We start from the raw sequence: 17067 nt of genomic DNA on the forward strand, positions 1-17067 counted from the left end.
TTTTTTATGAATAATTCTAATTTCATCACAAAGGCTCATCCAATCATCATAAAAAATATTTGCCTGTCCTCTTATGATAAGGTATAATAATAGAAAGAAAACCGAAGGAGACACCATGTTTTACACTTATCTACGTGGGCTAGTTATGCTGATTCTCTGGTCAATCAACGGGAATGCCCATTATCACAACACTGATAGAATCCCTAATCAAGATGAAAACTATATTCTAGTAGCTCCCCATCGTACTTGGTGGGACCCTGTCTACATGGCCTTTGCAACCAAACCCAAACAGTTCATTTTTATGGCTAAAAAGGAGCTGTTTTCAAATCGTATCTTTGGGTGGTGGATTCGTATGTGTGGTGCTTTTCCTATTGATAGGGAAAATCCTAATGCCTCAGCTATTAAATATCCAATCAACGTCCTCAAAAAAAGCAATCGCTCTCTCATTATGTTCCCGAGCGGTAGTCGTCACTCTAATGATGTCAAAGGTGGGGTAGCCCTAATTGCTAAAATGGCCAAGGTTCGTATTATGCCTGTCACTTATACTGGTCCTATGACTCTGAAAGGACTCATTAGTCGAGAACGTGTTGATATGAACTTTGGAAATCCTATTGATATTTCAGATATCAAGAAAATGAATGATGAGGGAATTGAAATCGTGGCAGATCGTATTCAAACGGAATTTCAACGGTTGGATGAGGAAACAAAACAATGGCATACAGATACAAAACCAAACCCTCTCTGGTGGTTTATTCGTATCCCTGCCCTAATCCTAGCTATCTTTGTGGCGTTCTTTACAATTATTTTTAGTTTTATCGCAAGTTTTGTTTGGAATCCAGACAAAAAACGAGAAAAACTACAATAAACTGATTGAGGCTTAAGGTTTATCAACCTTAAGCTTTTTATCATAGTATCAGTCAATTTCTTGTAAATCTAAGCCAATATTGACAAAAATTTGAATCTGTAGTATACTCTTTTGGTAAGCTGATTTAGCTCAGTAGGCAGAGCGCATCCATGGTAAGGATGAGGTCGCCGGTTCGATCCCGGCAATTAGCATCTTTTATCCGTCCCTTGATAACGGGACGGATTTTTCTTGACATTTCCTCTCCCTTATAGTAAAATAGTCTCTGCGATGAGTCGATAAGTAGCGAGAGCTACTATTGAGCATAAGGAGGTCATAACGCAGGAGCGGACCTTGAGAAATTGTGTGAACCAGTTTCTCACATGGAGATGCCTCTCATACTTTCTGGTTTTGCCAGAAAGTTTTTTTATTATCTCAAACTCTCTTTCTGTCAATCAATTGACAAACATAAATTCTAAATAAAAAACCTATCACATTAAGTGATAGGTTCTTTTACTTTTAGATTAACGTACTGTACGGATACGCATTGTATTTGTACGAACAGCTTCACCAAGAGGCACACCTGCAACGATAATCATATCATCACCAGATTGAACCAAATCTTGTTCAACAGCAATTTTCTCAGCAAGATCAAACATGTCGTCAGTGTTTGATGGACGGTCAGTAGTTACAGGAATAACACCCCAGTTCAACATCAATCCACGTTGTGTCAATTCGTCAAATGTGATAGCTAAGATATCAGCATCAGGACGATATTTAGAAATCAAACGAGCTGTGTGACCTGTCTTAGTAATGGTTACAATCAATTTAATGTTCATTGAACTTGTTGCATCTTTAACTGCAGAAGCCATAACTTCAGTCTTAGAGTGACGTTCAAACAAATCTGAGTTCAAACGACCATATTCGTTAAGAAGTGTTTGAGCATTCTTGTCAATAGTAGCCATTGTTGTAACTGATTCAAGTGGGTATTTACCGTTTGCAGATTCACCTGAAAGCATTGTTGCGTCTGTTCCATCGATAACAGCGTTAAATACGTCTGATACTTCTGAACGAGTTGCACGAGGTTTTTCAGTCATTGTTTCAAGCATGTTTGTTGCAGTGATAACGACTTTACCAGCTGCGTTCACTTTCGTGATAATGATTTTTTGGTAAACTGGAACCATTTCAAATGGTACTTCGATACCCATGTCACCACGAGCAATCATGATACCATCTGCAGCTTCAATGATTTCATCCAAGTTGTCGATACCTTGTTGGTTTTCGATTTTAGCGAACAATTGAACGTGACCGTTTCCAGTCTCTTCACAGATTGCACGGACTTCATTGACATCTTTTGCAGTACGTACAAATGAAATAGCGATGAAGTTGATTCCTTGCTCAAGACCAAAGCGGATATCAGCGTTATCACGATCAGCAAGTGCTGGGAAAGGAATCTTAGTGTTAGGGATGTTTACACCTTTTTGTTTAGCGATGATACCATCATTTTCAACTTCAACTACGAATTCACGGTTAGTTGCATCTTTTTCTACAACGCGAAGACCCAATTTACCATCGTCTACCAATACTTGACGACCTACTTCAACGTCATCATAGATATCAAGACCACCAGCTACGTTCAAAGCAATGACTTCACGAGTTGATTTGATACCTTGTTTTGTAGCAACACGGATTGTTTCACCAGTTACATATGAATACTCTTTAGCATCACCTTCGAACAATTCAGTACGGATTTCAGGTCCTTTTGTGTCAAGAAGGAAACCAACTTTTTGACCAGCAATTTCTTCTGCACGTTTAACAGTAGCCATACGCTCACCTTGCTCTTGGTGGTCACCGTGTGAGAAATTGAAACGGAATGTATTTGCACCAGCTTGGATCAATTTAGCAATGTTTTGTGCTGATGCTTCAACATCTAATTTTTCACCCCAGTATCCATCATCACCGAATTTTTTTCCACCACGGATTTCTACCGCAGGACCTAATGTAGCAACGATTTTAACACGTTTGTTCATATTTATAAGACTCCTTTATGTAGTACAACTTTGTTGTTTTTTATTTTAATTATTTGTAGGATTAAGACAAGCTCTTGTTCAAGTTAGATAATTCAACATCTGCTTTATGTGGGTTGTTGACAACAATCTTACCTTCAGATGTCAAACTGAACAATGCTCCCTCTTCTGCTGTTCCAAGAATTGGATTTTCGACCATCTTCTCATTACGGATACCAACAGCTACTCCACCGATTCCTTGTTTTAGAAGCTTAACAGCATGGGCTCCCAAACGTGAAGCAAGAACACGGTCACGCGCAGTTGGTGAACCACCACGTTGGATATGACCAAGTTCTGTGACACGAAGGTCACTTGTATCCCCAGCTTCTTTTAGTTTTTGACCAAATTCAGCTGCTGACATGACACCTTCTGCTAAAACGATAATGTTGTGTTTTTTACCGTGTTCATATCCAGCTTTGATGCTTGCTACGATATCTTCAAATTTGAAGCCTTCTTCAGGGATGATGATTTCGTCAGCACCTGTTGCAATACCTGCCCAAAGAGCGATATCACCTGCGTTACGTCCCATTACTTCAACAACGAAAGTACGACGGTGACTTGATGATGTATCACGAATTTTATCGATCGCATCCATTGCAGTTGTTACTGCAGTGTCAAATCCGATTGTAAAGTCAGTACCTACGATATCGTTATCGATTGTCCCAGGAAGTCCAATAGCAGGGAATCCATGCTCAGTCAGGCGCATAGCACCATGGTAAGAACCGTCTCCACCAATAACAACAACACCTTCAATTCCGTGTTTCTTCAATTGCTCAATTCCTTTAAGTTGACCTTCTAGTTGTGCAAACTCAGGATAACGAGCTGAGTGCAAGAAAGTACCACCACGAGAAATGATGTCTCCCACTGAAGCAGCATCAAGTGGAGAAATTTTACCGGCAACCATACCAGCATATCCATCATAGATACCAAATACTTCCATGCCTTCTGAAAGGGCTTGACGAACTACCGCTCGAATAGCAGCATTCATACCTGGGGCATCTCCCCCACTTGTTAAAACAGCAATACGTTTCATTTGGTTTTTGCTCCTTTTTCCTTTAACATTCTCCCTGATTATATCACAATTAAATTGAAAATTCTTCTATTTTCCGTAAATTTTAGCGATAAATCGTTTTCATAACTATCCCACTCAAAGATTCTTGTAAAGCTATATCTTTAGTGACAAAATAGCCTGATGCAAGGACTGTTTTTTGCTCTTCTTCATAACGAATTACGACTGGTATCTGGCCTTCATATTTTTTTAAAATATGATAAATTTCTTGATCACGATCATGATTGGCTACCTGAATCCAAAATCGTTCATGAACTGCTTCTTTAAGATCATTCAATACTAGCTGGAGTTTTCCATCTCTAGATTGGGTCTTACCATTCATATAGTAAAACTTGCCTTCTTGTAGACAGTCTCTCAATTGGCGATATCGCTCTGAAAAAACAGTCACTTCTAGCTTTGTTTTGCTGTCACTGACTTTCAAAAAGGCCATATTTTCACCTTTTTTTGTTCGAATAACACGAATCGATAGAATCTCAACGAGCACTGTAGCTATTTGTCTCTCAGATAAGTCAGATAAGCTAGTGATAGGATAGATGGCTTTTTTAGCTAATGCAACTAAAGGATGCTGACTGATCCCCACACCTAACCATTCCTGCTCTTTTTGGAATTTTTCAATATTTGAAAAATCCTCTGTATCTGTCCAACTATAGCTAGAATCCGCAAAGAGGCTACCTAATTCTTCTACAAAGATAAATAGAGTTGGTAGGTTGGTTAAGATTTTTTGTCGATTTTTCTCAAAGTTATCAAACAAACCAACTTCTACCAGAGGAGTTAATAAACTCTCCTTTTGATAATTTTTCGGCAATCGTGTGATAAAATCTTCAACACTAGAAAATGGACGATTCTCGATAATCCAATAGGCAAAATCACGAGGCATTCCCTTAATACTCTTAAGACCTAGATGAATTGTCTTATCTACTAACTTATCTTGAAATAGAGCTGTATTAATAGATAAAGGAGCAAGTTCAAAGCCCATTTCAAGCGCATCTAGAATATAATCTCCGCTAGCATAATTGAGCATGACCTGATAGAAGATCGCTGGAAAATGTGTTTTAAAGTAGGCAAGTTGAAATGCCAAAGCTGCATAGGCATAAGCATGCGACCGGTTAAATCCGTAGCCCGCAAATTTTTCCATAACTGCAAATACTTGCTGGGCTTGCTCAGCAGCATGACCTTTTTTAAGTGCACCTTGAATGAAACTTTCTTCCATCTGATGCATCTCAGCAGCATTCTTTTTCCCCATAGCCCGGCGCAAAATGTCAGCCTTACCTAGGCTAAAACCAGCGTAACGCTGAGCTACTTGCATTACCTGCTCCTGATAGAGCATAATCCCATAGGTTGGTGCCAGAATATCTTCTAGAACAGGATCAAGTACAGTGACTTTTTCCTTACCATGTTTTCTTGCAACGAAGTTGTCAATATAATCGCTAGCTCCTGGTCTATTTAAAGAAGTCGTAGCAACCACTTCTTCAAAGTTCTCAGGTTTCACTCGTTTAAGAAGACGGATAGCTCCTGGTTGTTCAAATTGAAAGATCCCTTTTGTTTTACCTGCAGCAAAGAGAGCCAAAGTTTCTTTGTCTTCAAGGTCAATCTCCTCAATCTTCAAGGATACTCCTTTTGTCTTAAGCAATAACTCTTGCATTTTTTGAACAAATGTTAAATTTCGTAGACCCAAGAAATCCATCTTCAGAAGACCATTGCCTTCGACTCCATGAGCATCATACTGAGTAATCAGCATATCCTCACCATACTTAAGTGGAATGTAATCCGTTAGGGTTTTATCGCTAATAACTACACCTGCAGCATGAATGGAAGTTTGTCTCGGATAGCCTTCTATTTTTTTAGCGATTTCAAAGGCCTTTTGATATTCTATTTTGCTTTGAATCAACTGCCTAAAACTAAGATTTTTAGTATAGGCATCAGTCAGAGTATCCTTTGGTCCAATTTTTTTGGTAATGGCAGTTAATTCATACTCTGGAACACCATAACGTTTAAATATATCTCGGATGGCTTGCTTGGCTCCAAAGGTTGAATAAGTGACAATCTGAGCAGCATGGATACTACCATAACGGTCACGAACATAGCGAATAAACTCTGGACGATAGATATCTGGAATATCAATATCGATATCTGGCATGGTATAACGTTCACGATTTAGAAAGCGTTCAAAGATTAGATTTTTAGCTACAGGATCAATTCCTGTAATATCCAAAGCATAGGCTACAAGACTCCCTACAGCAGAACCACGTCCCATTCCCATATAATAACCTTGAGAACGGCCAAAACGTAAGAGATCCCAAACAACCAAGAAATAATCATCAAATCCCATATCATGAATCACTGATAACTCTTCTTCTAAACGAGCCTGATAAACCTGATTCCATAACCCTTTCTGCTCCAATCCCTGAATAGCTCTTTCCCGAAGTTCTTCAACAGCAGGTCTCTCTGGATTGAAACGTGGAAGTTTGAGACTACTATCAATTTCGTAGGAAGTTTCTTTAATCAATCTTGCAAGATTATCCAGTGCGTTTGGAAACCTCTCTTGGCAAATCTTTTCAAGACGGTCAGCCGGTAAAAACAAGCCCTGTTGCGATTGAACATCAACCTCTCTCAAGGTTACGTTTTCTTTAATCGCTTTAAGCATCTGTAGAGCTTCTAAATCCTCAGACTCGAAAGAGTTAACACGATAAAGAGGGAGAAGGGGGTGAGAAACATTCAATTGGGGTGTATCTGGATACACTCCGATATAGTAGTCATGCCCTAAGTCCAAGGAATCAACTTCAGGATAGTAAGGAACAATGACACAAATATCTTCAAGGTAGGAAGAAAAATCAGCCCATTCTTTTTTACCTGTCATTTTTCGTGAAGATATCTTCATCAGGTTGCGATATCCAAGGTTTGACAGGGCTAGAAAACGTAGATTGAGCATTTCTTCTTTATGATGAACTGTCATCTCAAGTCCTAATAAAGGCTGCATTCCCTGTTTTTGGCATTCTTTGATGAAATAATAGGCTCCATAAAGATTATCCACATCCATAATTCCTAAAGATCTATAGCCATATTCTTTTCCGATAGAGACATATTTTTCAATAGAAACCATGCTCTCCATAAAGCTATATACCGTTTTTGTATCTAGTTGGGCAATCACTCACTACCACCTCCCTTATTCTCTTTATATTATACCATTTTAGAAAATAGAAACACAATTTCTTTCTAATCATTAAACTAAAAAACCATAGCCTAAAAGGCTATGGTTTTATGATATTAAATAAGTTCGAAGAACAGTTGCGCCTAGCTTTTTTAACTTAGTTACTTGTATCTTTCGTTAAAAATATCCCGATTAGAACTAGGACTAGTGAGAGATAAGGGAAAACCCTAAACATCTGCCAATCCGGGTCGAATGCTAAAAGTCCAGAAAGCAAATAAAATCCTGCACTCACATACAAGACAGTTTTATTTACTTTCTTGATTCCTATCCGTGTTAAGACAGTTGCTATAGCGTATGCAATTAAATTAGGACCTAGAAAAATCAAGAATAAAATTCCCCATGGAGCAGTAAATAAAGCAAGAGTTATAAATAGAAGAATATAGGTAAGTGCCAAATAAAATGAGAAAGATAGAAGAGCCGAAGGTTTCTTGACTGCTTTTGGACCATTCTTCATATCTTCCACCGAATTATTTTCTACAATTAGTTTATCTTCTTCTTTGTTTAGCTCTACATTTGGATTTTGGTCTGACATTTTTTTCTCCCACTAATTTGTTAAGTTATTTTTATTATATCCCAATTTGTCAAATTAAGCTAGATAGAAAAAGCCATCTACGTTAGTCTCAGAAAAACGCACACATTTGTCTGAAAGAAACTAACATAAATGACCTACACTCCTCCCTATCAAGTTTTTCTGAGTCAGGTGAAATTATCTAACTCAATTTGATAAATGAGGAGTTTTTATTATTTTTCACGAATCACTTCTACCTTGTATCCATCTGGATCTTTAACAAAGTAATAGTTTGGTTGTGTTCCTGGAAGTCCATTTGGATTTGTCACTTCGTAACCCTTGTCGCTATGTTCTTTATGAAGAGCCTCAAGGTCAGGTGTACTTAGAGCGATGTGAGCAAAACCGTCACCTACAACATAAGGTCCATGATCGTAGTTGTAAGTCAACTCCAATTCATAATCATCGCCATCAAGACCTAGATAAACAATGGTAAAAGCGTGTTCTGGGAAGTCCAGACGACGCAATTCCTTAAACCCAAACGCATCTTGATAAAAAGCAATTGATTTTTCAAGATTTTCTACTCGCAAGCAAGTATGTAACATTTTTGATGCCATTTTTTCTCCTTTGTTTAAAAAAGACTGGAACAAATTTGCACCAGTCTTGTGAATTATTATTTACCAAGTTTTGCTTTCGCTGCATCTGCAAGAGCTGTGAAAGCTGCTGCATCGTTAACAGCCAAGTCAGCAAGCATTTTACGGTTAACTTCGATCTCAGCCAATTTCAAACCATGCATCAATTGTGAGTATGAAAGTCCGTTCATACGAGCTGCCGCATTGATACGTGTGATCCACAATTTGCGGAAGTCACGTTTCTTTTGACGACGGTCACGGTATGCATAGTAGTAAGAGTTCATTACTTGTTCTTTTGCAGTACGGAACAAGATGTGTTTAGCTCCATAGTAACCTTTTGCTAATTTTAAAATACGTTTACGACGTTTGCGTGATACAACGCCACCTTTAACACGTGCCATTTATATTTCCTCCAATATTTCCTAGAATTGTTAACTTACAAATACGCGATTATTTCAAGCGAGTAAGCATTGCTTTGATACGTTTGAAATCTCCTGAATGCACCATAGATGCTTTACGAAGATGACGACGTTGTTTCTTAGTTTTTCCGTGGAAACGGTGAGAAGTGTAAGCACGGAAACGTTTAAGTCCACCAGAACCTGTACGTTTGAAACGTTTAGCTGATGCGCGGTGTGTTTTTTGTTTTGGCATGATTTTTTCTCCTTTATTTGACTTTCCGACAATTATTTTTTGTCAGTTGCTGGTGCCAACTGCATGAACATTTGGCGACCATCCATTTTAGCACGTTGTTCGATGATAGCAATATCTTGTGTTGCTTCAGCAAACTCGGCTAAAACTTTTGCACCAATCTCTTTATGGGTGATCATACGCCCTTTAAAGCGAATGGATACCTTCACTTTGTTCCCTTTTTCAAGGAACTTGCGAGCATTGCGAAGTTTCGTATCGAAATCACCCTTATCAATAACTGGGCTCAATCGAACTTCTTTCACGGTCACAACGCTTTGTTTTTTGCGTTGTTCTTTTTGTTTCTTCTGGTACTCAAATTTGAACTTACCGTAGTCCATAATTTTTGCAACAGGAGGTTTAGCTTGAGGTTGAATGAGAACCAAGTCCACGTTCGCTTCATCCGCAAGTGCTTGCGCTTCACCAAGTGGTTTGATACCTAATTGCTCACCCTCAAGACCGATTAAGCGAACTTCACGTACACGAATTTCATCATTGATGAATAAGTCTTGCTTTGCTATGGTTTTCACCTCTTTTTTTATTTTAGAGAAAAACAAGAGCGGACTTGCTAACGCAAATCCGCACTACATGATTATAGTTCATTTCTGAAACTTGATCCGTAGGGGCCAGACAACGTTAGTCGCAAGGCGAGAAGTTCTCACTTCTGCTTTTCTCAACTTTTATATCATATCAAGTTTTCCCTAGTTTGTCAAGATAAAAGTTATTTTTTTCTATCTTTAATTTAAAAATCTATAAAAGCCTATAGTCATCATTTACTACTCACGTGAATAATATATATGATGTGGTTGCAATCGAGAATTGAGAAGTTCTGAAACAGTCACAAAACTATAACCTTGTTCTTTCAAATACTCAATAACTCGTGGAAGCGCATTGATCGATGGTTGATGGATATCATGCATCAGAATAATAGATCCATTGCTAACTTGGTGCTGAATTTCTGTTAAAATTTTTGTTTCATTCAGACTCTTCCAGTCCAAACTGTCTACATTCCACATAATAAAGCTTAAATCGAGACTATTACGAATATCATCAGAGATTGCTCCATAAGGCGGACGCATCAATTTAGAACTAGTTCCAAGAACACTGGTAATTGCAGATTCTGTATCTGTAATTTGTTTCTTTGCATCTTCTAGAGAAAGTTTCGTCAAGACTGGATGGTTCCAACTATGATTACCGACCTCATGTCCTTCTGATTTCATTCGTTTTAGAATGGACTCATTACCAGCTATATTCTTCCCTTGTACAAAGAAGGTTGCTTTTATGCGATACTTAGCTAAAATATCCAGAGCTTGAGGAGTCGTATTTCCATCAGGACCATCATCAAAGGTTAAAGCTACAACTTTTTTATGCTTTTCTCCTTGAATAGTCTCATACAGTTTAGCATCTTTTTCTGCTAGATAAGCTACTTTAATCAGTTCAAAATAGTCAGAAATAAGAAGTCCTATTTCTCCTGTGTTTCCTGTTTGATTTACTGGGTATATGATAAGTTGACTATCCTTGTAGGCAAATTTCCAATTAGATAAATCCGTGTTCGAAAAGTCAGCTATAACTTGATTTACAAGTGTTTGCTCTACTTTCTTATCAAGAAGAGCTGATTTAATATCCTCTAATAATTTTCCTTTAGCTGCCGAAGCATCATTGAAGAATTGATCAAGAGTGAAGAGATTGCCATCTTCTTTAAGATAAAGCTGATTTAAGGTTGTATTCTCTAATTCTACAAGATTGGAATTTGACAAATCATAGACTTGTTTTTTAACTACTCTATTTTCAATTCCTCTGAATGAAGAATCTCCTTTTTCTGAATAATAGAAAATCAGATGTTCTTTTCCTTCTACCTTATCTGTAATATCTTTTATCACGATATCTTTGACAGGAGAAATAATACTATCTCCTCTCATTGGATAGTAGGTAATAATCTCTGATTTATCTTTACGGAAATGATCTTTTTGACTTTCTTGCGAAAAAGCACTATCTTTTTCAGATATTAATGCTTCAATCTTTTGTTCAAAGTTCTGTTTAGTTAATACTTTATGGGTGATTGCACCACCTAAAGCAAGTATTGTGAAAAACAATAGTCCTACAAGGAAACCTAATTTCACACTATTATTCTCATCATTCTTTCGGGTTGTTCTCTTTTTTGTCATAGTCTTATCATATCAAATTTGAACTATAATTTCAATGAAAAGCGTGCATAACTTGATTCGATATAAAAGGAAAAATCCTAGAATTTTCTAGGATTTTATCTTTTAAAAACGAATCGTTTCTCTTGTTTTTTCATAAGATGTAACAAAGCGATTAGTTACACCAGGCTCAGCAAGTTCCAAAGCTTGAGATATTTTTTCAAAAGAAGCTTGATAATCAAACTCTGTCTCAAAGATATGCAAGGCTTCATGGAAAGCCTGCTGGATACGTTCATCAAATGATCTGTATCGGTTAGAATATTGTAGTAATTGTTCTGTCAAAGTAGCATTTTGAACAATACTGTACGTTTCAGCTTCCAAAATTTCCATATCATTTGTTGCAATCTCTAGAACACGATTAACAGACTCAATATTAATCTGCGACTGTTCCAATTCAGCCATTAGATCCTCTGTACTATGGCTTGCATCAAAGAATAGTTTCAAGAATTTTTGAGGAATACCTGGAAGATTTCTCTTTTCCATGTAACGCTTAATGGTATGTAGTCGGTTTACATAGACATTTGCTTTTTGACGAGCATTTACATCATCTTTTTCAATTTGAACCAAACGCTCACTAACACCGATTTGATCATCTTCAATATCTTTTAATGTAGTTTGAAGATTTTCTAAACGTTCTTTCAAGATAGAGTATGGTTCTGTTACTTCAGATTGCTCACTTGTCATCTCTTCAACAGTCGTACTCATTGCTGTAATATCAGCTTGCAGACGACGAACACGGTTCACGTCGCTCTCTGAAAGTAAGTATGTCTTACCTAGACGCTCCATATCTTTAACAAGAACTTCGTTATTCTCTTTCAAATGTCCAAGATAAGTAGGAAGCGTAGACATCAATTTTTCAAAAGCTTTTTCAGAAGCAATTTCACGTGTGAAGATATCGTAAAGTGCATTAATTTCTTCTTGGATTTGAGCATTTTCATACTCGGCATTGTCAAGTTCTAGTTTTCGAAGATTTTCATGGTTATTTTTTAATGCCTCATACAAAAGTTGAAGTCTAGATTCGATATCTGTTTCAACAAATTGATAGTTTGCATCTAAAAGCTTACGATAACCCGACTCTAAATCCTCTAATTGTTCTGGTAACTCAGTTGTCAGTTTAGCTACAATAGCTGGAATTCGATCAACAATATGAGTTAAAGCAAGAATATGATTTTCGGTACTATCTAAAACACCAGCAGCTTCAACAGGATCTCCAGAAGAATTCAAGGTTACAAATTGAGAAAACTCAGACTGGATGTGTTCGAGTTGTTTCTCAATCTCAGGTAAAGCTGCACCATATTGTTCAGAATTATCTGCTACTTTGTGCTGTAAACTTTCAAACAAGTCTAAAGCATGAAGTACACGCCCACTATTTTTTGATTCTTGTTTTTCAAGATCTGCTAAAGCCTTACGAATAGAATCAATATCTTCTTCAATCAGACTAATCTGGCTCTCGATTTGCTCTATTTGTTGACGAGCTTTCAAAAATCGGAAAGAATTGTTAAACCCTTCAGCTTCAAAGAGATTGTTCTCAATATCAGCAAACGAATTCAAGGACAAATCAACCCATTTTTGATTCCATTCACGAAATGCAACTTGACTTTGACCAATCAAATGCATGTTTTTCACAGCCTCTACCTCATCATTAACAGGAAGGTTGTAAAGTTCTTCTTTTCTTTGTTCCAAAGCTGCAAGTCTGCTACTATTGCGTTTACGAATTAAAACTGCCATTACATAAGCAACAATAAGTAGAGCGGCAACTGCAATCAAAGTAATAATCAATTGATTATCAGACATATCAAACTCCTTTTATACTTGACACAATTGTATTGATTATATCATATTTTTTTTAATAGTGGAAACACTTTCCGCACTTTTATACGTCAAGGGTACTATAGACGGCATTTTCCTCAATAAATTCTCGACGTGGTTCCACTCGATCGCCCATGAGCATATCAAAAATCTTATCTGCTTCTGCGGCATCATCTACTGATACACGAGCCATGAGACGATGTTCCGGATTCATGGTAGTCTCCCAAAGTTGGTGATCATCCATTTCTCCAAGACCTTTATAGCGCTGAATTGTAGGCTTTGATCGACCTTCGCTATATCGAGCCAATGCTTCTTGTAATTGTTTTTCTTGATTGGCTCCTGGTTGAATATACTCTTTGATTTCACTACCAACCTTAACACCATAAATCGGTGGTTGAGCGATATAAACATATCCTGCTTCTAGAACAGGTTTCATATAACGATAAATCAGAGTTAATAAGAGCGTTCGAATATGAGCACCATCGACATCGGCATCTGTCATGATAACGAGTTTTTGATAGCGAGCTTTACTAACATCGAACTCAGCACCGAATCCTGTTCCCATAGCCGTAAACAAGCTACGGATTTCTTCGTTGGCAAGGATCTTATCCATGCTAGCTTTTTCAACATTAAGGATTTTACCACGGATTGGTAAGATAGCTTGAAACTCACGGTCACGCCCAGATTTAGCAGAACCACCAGCTGAATCTCCTTCGACAATAAAGAGTTCTGTTTCAGCTGGATTGTTTGAAGAACAATCTGCCAGTTTACCAGGTAGATTAGAGATTTCTAAACCCGATTTCTTACGAGTTACTTCTCGTGCTCGTTTGGCTGCCACACGAGCCTTAGCTGCCAAGATTCCCTTTTCTACAATTCGTTTAGCAATTTGCGGATTTTCCATCAAGAAATCTGAAAATGCCTCACTGAAAAGACGATTCGTAATTTTTACAACTTCACTATTCCCAAGTTTGGTCTTGGTTTGACCTTCAAACTGAGGATTTGGGTGCTTGACAGAAATAACGGCTGTCAAGCCTTCACGGACATCCTCACCTGTAAGATTGTCCTCATTATCCTTAAGGAGTTTGTTCTTGCGGGCATAGTCGTTAATAACACGAGTCAAGGCAGTTCTGAAACCTTGTTCATGGGTTCCACCTTCATGGGTATGAATATTGTTGGCGAAACTCATGACATTCTCGTGGTAACCAGTTGTGTACTGCATAGCGACTTCCACTGTAATGTCATCCATTTCACCATCTGTGTAGATTGGTGTATCAAAGATAACATCCTTGTTTTCGTTAATGTACTCAACGTAGCTCGCAATCCCACCTTCGTAGTAATAATGCTTGGTTTGTTCAAGTCCTTCACGTTTGTCAGTAATAGAAATTTGAAGCCCGCGGTTCAAAAAGGCTAACTCTTGAATACGTTTATTTAATTTATCAAAATCAAATGTCGTTGTCTCAGTAAAAATTTCTGGGTCTGGAGTAAAGTGAACTATTGTTCCTGTTTTATCCGTATCCCCGATCACCTCAAGGTCTGCAACAACATGTCCACGACGGTATTCTTGGTAATGAATCTTACCGTTTTTATGAACGCGAACATCCAGCTGTGTTGAAAGAGCATTTACAACGGATGAACCCACACCATGGAGTCCACCAGACACCTTGTATCCGCCACCGCCGAATTTACCTCCGGCGTGAAGAACAGTAAAGACTGTTTCAACGGCAGGACGTCCTGTTTTCTCTTGGATATCAACAGGAATTCCACGACCATCATCGACAACAGTAATGGAATCATCCGGTTCAATAAAGACCTCGATATGACTAGCGAATCCCGCCAAAGCTTCGTCGATAGAGTTATCTACGATTTCCCAGACTAGATGGTGAAGACCTTCTTTGGCAGTTGATCCAATATACATCCCTGGACGCATACGAACTGCTTCCAAACCTTCCAAAACTTGAATTTGACTGGCATCATAATCTTGTGCCTGTTGGTTTTTAATATCTTCTGTCATTTTTTCCTTTTTCTTACAAGTCAACACTTTATTTGTGTACCACGATCGTTTCAACCTGCCTTAATCTGAAGGCAGGTATCTCATTAAAAGCTTTATGGCAAGACAACTAGAAATTGGTCAAAACCATTTATATTCGTGATACTTTACACCTCCTCATTATACCATTTTTTCATTAAAAATGCGAATATTTCCTTTATTTTTAATAGTAAAAGAGAGAAATTCTCTTTTTGTAGAAAATCCCTCTCTCTTTTTTATTATTTTCCAAAAATGTCCTGATAAAGCATCCCTTTTCGTAAGCTTTCTGCATCTCCACCTAGTATTTCAACCAAGTGATAAGAAAAAGCTAAAGCTGTTGCAGAACCACGACTAGTAATGATATTGCCATCTACCACGACTGTCTCCTTGATATAGCTTCCATCTGCAATTTGTTCTTGAACACCATCATAACAAGTGAATTTTTTACCGCTAAGAAGCCCCGCTCGATTTAGGACAATTGGTGCGGCGCAAATTGCTGCTAACTTCTTACCAGCTTGATTCAGGCCTTGCAACTCATCTATTAAGACTTCATTGTCACGTAGATTAGCTGACCCAGGCATCCCTCCTGGAAGAACTACCAAGTCATAGTCTGACAAATCTCCTGCAAAGACTAAATCTGGAATGACTTGAATACCATGTGAACCAGTGACCTTATCTTCTAGTCCAACCATTTCACAAGTAATATTTGCTCGACGTAAAACATCTACAACTGTCAGGGCTTCAATTTCTTCAAAACCATTGGCTAACATAACTGCTACTTTAGACATTCTTATCCTCCTTATTTGACCTTTTTCAAAACGACTTTTTTACGTTTAAACTTCGCTCGACCACTCTTTTCATCAGCCAAATGGGTTTGGTAGCTCATTGATAAGAGCAATCCAACACCAATTAAATTACTAATGATGGCTGATCCTCCTTGAGAAATAAAAGGCAAAGGAATTCCTGTCAGAGGAAGTAAACCTGTAACGGCACCAATATTTTCAAAGATGTGGAACAGTAACATCATGATAAAACCAGTTGAAATGTAGGTATAAAATTGATTATTGGATTTCAGAGTGATTTTGAGCATGCGATAGATTAATAGAAGGTAGAGTGCAATCACAATTACTGACCCAATAAACCCAAAATCCTCCGCAATCACTGTGAAAATCATGTCACTCTCTCTAACTGGTATTAGTAAATTGGAAACATTAAATCCTTGACCAAACAAGCCCCCACTACCAATAGCAATTTGACCTTGCGCCTGTTGATAGGTTGTTGTCTGCGCATAATCAAAGGGGTTTAACCATGCTAAAATACGGTTAATTTGATAAGTCGGCATCCCAATTTGATGCAAAAATGCTCGTCCATCCTTCGTGATGAAGATGGCTAAAAATCCAACAATAGCAGACATAGCCGTTAGAAAAATCGGGATAATAATTTTCCAAGAAACTCCTGATAATAAAACCATACCTGCAAAAATAGCAACGAAAACGAGAGCTGTCCCCAGGTCACTTTGTAAGGCTAGCAAAACTAAAACAGGAATCGTAAAGAGTACCATCCATAGAATTAGGAGAAAATCTAACCCAATGGTTCGTACATCTTTTTTATGATTCTTTGTAAAGGTAACAATGATATAAGCCAACATCAAAATATAAGATATCTTCATAAATTCAGAAGGTTGAAATAAGGTCATCCCTCCGAAAAATACCCAGTTTTTAGCTCCGGTCGCAGCTACTAGTCTCGGATTGTAAAAGACTAAAGGGAGGACCATTAGAATCAATCCTAAGCCATAGAGATATGGGGTGGCTTGCCACAAGAACTTGGTGTTAAAGAACATGACAACAAAGCTAATAATAATTCCGAGGGCAATCCAAGCTAGTTGCTGTCCTAGTATCGACCAAACATTGTTAGGATAATCATGGCTAACAGCAATATAAATAGCTACTACACCAATTACCAGTAAACAAAATACTGGCAAAATCAAACTATAATCGACTCGAGAGTCGAGAGGACGTTTCATAAA

The 17067-nt window shown here is 37.8% G+C and carries 14 protein-coding genes, 1 tRNA gene and 1 other annotated feature; of the genes, 2 read left to right on the plus strand and 13 right to left on the minus strand.

The features are described 5' to 3' along the window. The first annotated feature begins 115 nt into the window (after window positions 1-115). Both BQ2679_RS09150 and BQ2679_RS09155 read left to right on the plus strand, forming a co-directional pair. Window positions 116-865: a lysophospholipid acyltransferase family protein gene (locus BQ2679_RS09150; protein WP_075567876.1), complete on the plus strand. Its 750-nt coding sequence runs from the start codon at window positions 116-118 to the stop codon at window positions 863-865. 118 nt (window positions 866-983) lie between these two features. Next, window positions 984-1056 (plus strand) — tRNA-Thr (locus BQ2679_RS09155). A gap of 309 nt (window positions 1057-1365) precedes the next feature. On the opposite strand, the gene pyk is transcribed toward BQ2679_RS09155, so the two are convergent. From pyk to BQ2679_RS09220, 13 genes are all read right to left on the minus strand, one after another. Further along, on the minus strand, window positions 1366-2871 hold the full coding sequence (pyk, locus tag BQ2679_RS09160) for a pyruvate kinase (RefSeq protein WP_075567877.1): 1506 nt from the start codon (window positions 2869-2871) through the stop codon (window positions 1366-1368). Window positions 2872-2932: 61 nt separating this feature from the next. Then, on the minus strand, window positions 2933-3940 hold the full coding sequence (gene pfkA, locus BQ2679_RS09165; protein ID WP_075567878.1) for a 6-phosphofructokinase: 1008 nt from the start codon (window positions 3938-3940) through the stop codon (window positions 2933-2935). A gap of 82 nt (window positions 3941-4022) precedes the next feature. Continuing rightward, window positions 4023-7124 carry a DNA polymerase III subunit alpha gene (locus BQ2679_RS09170; RefSeq protein ID WP_075567879.1) on the minus strand — a complete coding sequence of 1034 codons (3102 nt, stop codon included), beginning with the start codon at window positions 7122-7124 and terminating at the stop codon, window positions 4023-4025. 157 nt (window positions 7125-7281) lie between these two features. Beyond that, entirely contained in the window at window positions 7282-7716 is a 435-nt protein-coding gene (locus BQ2679_RS09175; protein ID WP_075567880.1) for a hypothetical protein, read from the minus strand. Window positions 7717-7925: 209 nt separating this feature from the next. After that, entirely contained in the window at window positions 7926-8306 is a 381-nt protein-coding gene (gene gloA, locus BQ2679_RS09180; protein WP_004253875.1) for a lactoylglutathione lyase, read from the minus strand. Window positions 8307-8362: 56 nt separating this feature from the next. Then, a complete protein-coding gene (gene rplT / locus BQ2679_RS09185; RefSeq protein ID WP_000124834.1) occupies window positions 8363-8722 on the minus strand; it encodes a 50S ribosomal protein L20 in 360 nt (119 codons plus the stop codon). 49 nt (window positions 8723-8771) lie between these two features. After that, entirely contained in the window at window positions 8772-8972 is a 201-nt protein-coding gene (gene rpmI, locus BQ2679_RS09190; protein WP_001125942.1) for a 50S ribosomal protein L35, read from the minus strand. A gap of 32 nt (window positions 8973-9004) precedes the next feature. Next, the gene (gene infC, locus BQ2679_RS09195; RefSeq protein ID WP_075567881.1) at window positions 9005-9535 is read right to left on the minus strand and encodes a translation initiation factor IF-3; all 531 of its coding nucleotides are present in this window, start codon (window positions 9533-9535) and stop codon (window positions 9005-9007) included. A gap of 15 nt (window positions 9536-9550) precedes the next feature. After that, window positions 9551-9681 (minus strand) — a sequence feature (ribosomal protein L20 leader region). A gap of 100 nt (window positions 9682-9781) precedes the next feature. After that, window positions 9782-11170, minus strand: a complete 1389-nt coding sequence (gene pgdA, locus BQ2679_RS09200; protein ID WP_075567882.1) for a peptidoglycan-N-acetylglucosamine deacetylase PgdA — start codon at window positions 11168-11170, stop codon at window positions 9782-9784. Window positions 11171-11272: 102 nt separating this feature from the next. Continuing rightward, window positions 11273-13000 carry a septation ring formation regulator EzrA gene (gene ezrA, locus BQ2679_RS09205; protein ID WP_075567883.1) on the minus strand — a complete coding sequence of 576 codons (1728 nt, stop codon included), beginning with the start codon at window positions 12998-13000 and terminating at the stop codon, window positions 11273-11275. 79 nt (window positions 13001-13079) lie between these two features. Next, on the minus strand, window positions 13080-15026 hold the full coding sequence (gene gyrB, locus BQ2679_RS09210) for a DNA topoisomerase (ATP-hydrolyzing) subunit B (RefSeq protein ID WP_075567884.1): 1947 nt from the start codon (window positions 15024-15026) through the stop codon (window positions 13080-13082). 254 nt (window positions 15027-15280) lie between these two features. Further along, on the minus strand, window positions 15281-15829 hold the full coding sequence (locus BQ2679_RS09215; RefSeq protein ID WP_075567885.1) for a DJ-1 family glyoxalase III: 549 nt from the start codon (window positions 15827-15829) through the stop codon (window positions 15281-15283). Between the two features lie 11 nt (window positions 15830-15840). Further along, the gene (locus tag BQ2679_RS09220; RefSeq protein ID WP_075567886.1) at window positions 15841-17064 is read right to left on the minus strand and encodes an FtsW/RodA/SpoVE family cell cycle protein; all 1224 of its coding nucleotides are present in this window, start codon (window positions 17062-17064) and stop codon (window positions 15841-15843) included. Window positions 17065-17067 lie beyond the last annotated feature (3 nt).

Origin of the sequence: Streptococcus timonensis, from assembly GCF_900095845.1 — a bacterium.
Lineage (GTDB): Bacteria > Bacillota > Bacilli > Lactobacillales > Streptococcaceae > Streptococcus > Streptococcus timonensis.

Bases quoted from the DNA above. Each gene is read 5' to 3' on its own strand.
- BQ2679_RS09150 (WP_075567876.1), top strand. From the start codon at position 116: ATGTTTTACACTTATCTACGTGGGCTAGTTATGCTGATTCTCTGGTCA.
- pyk (WP_075567877.1), bottom strand. From the start codon at position 2,871: ATGAACAAACGTGTTAAAATCGTTGCTACATTAGGTCCTGCGGTAGAA.
- pfkA (WP_075567878.1), bottom strand. From the start codon at position 3,940: ATGAAACGTATTGCTGTTTTAACAAGTGGGGGAGATGCCCCAGGTATG.
- BQ2679_RS09175 (WP_075567880.1), bottom strand. From the start codon at position 7,716: ATGTCAGACCAAAATCCAAATGTAGAGCTAAACAAAGAAGAAGATAAA.
- gloA (WP_004253875.1), bottom strand. From the start codon at position 8,306: ATGGCATCAAAAATGTTACATACTTGCTTGCGAGTAGAAAATCTTGAA.
- rplT (WP_000124834.1), bottom strand. From the start codon at position 8,722: ATGGCACGTGTTAAAGGTGGCGTTGTATCACGCAAACGTCGTAAACGT.
- rpmI (WP_001125942.1), bottom strand. From the start codon at position 8,972: ATGCCAAAACAAAAAACACACCGCGCATCAGCTAAACGTTTCAAACGT.
- pgdA (WP_075567882.1), bottom strand. From the start codon at position 11,170: ATGACAAAAAAGAGAACAACCCGAAAGAATGATGAGAATAATAGTGTG.
- ezrA (WP_075567883.1), bottom strand. From the start codon at position 13,000: ATGTCTGATAATCAATTGATTATTACTTTGATTGCAGTTGCCGCTCTA.
- gyrB (WP_075567884.1), bottom strand. From the start codon at position 15,026: ATGACAGAAGATATTAAAAACCAACAGGCACAAGATTATGATGCCAGT.
- BQ2679_RS09215 (WP_075567885.1), bottom strand. From the start codon at position 15,829: ATGTCTAAAGTAGCAGTTATGTTAGCCAATGGTTTTGAAGAAATTGAA.
- BQ2679_RS09220 (WP_075567886.1), bottom strand. From the start codon at position 17,064: ATGAAACGTCCTCTCGACTCTCGAGTCGATTATAGTTTGATTTTGCCA.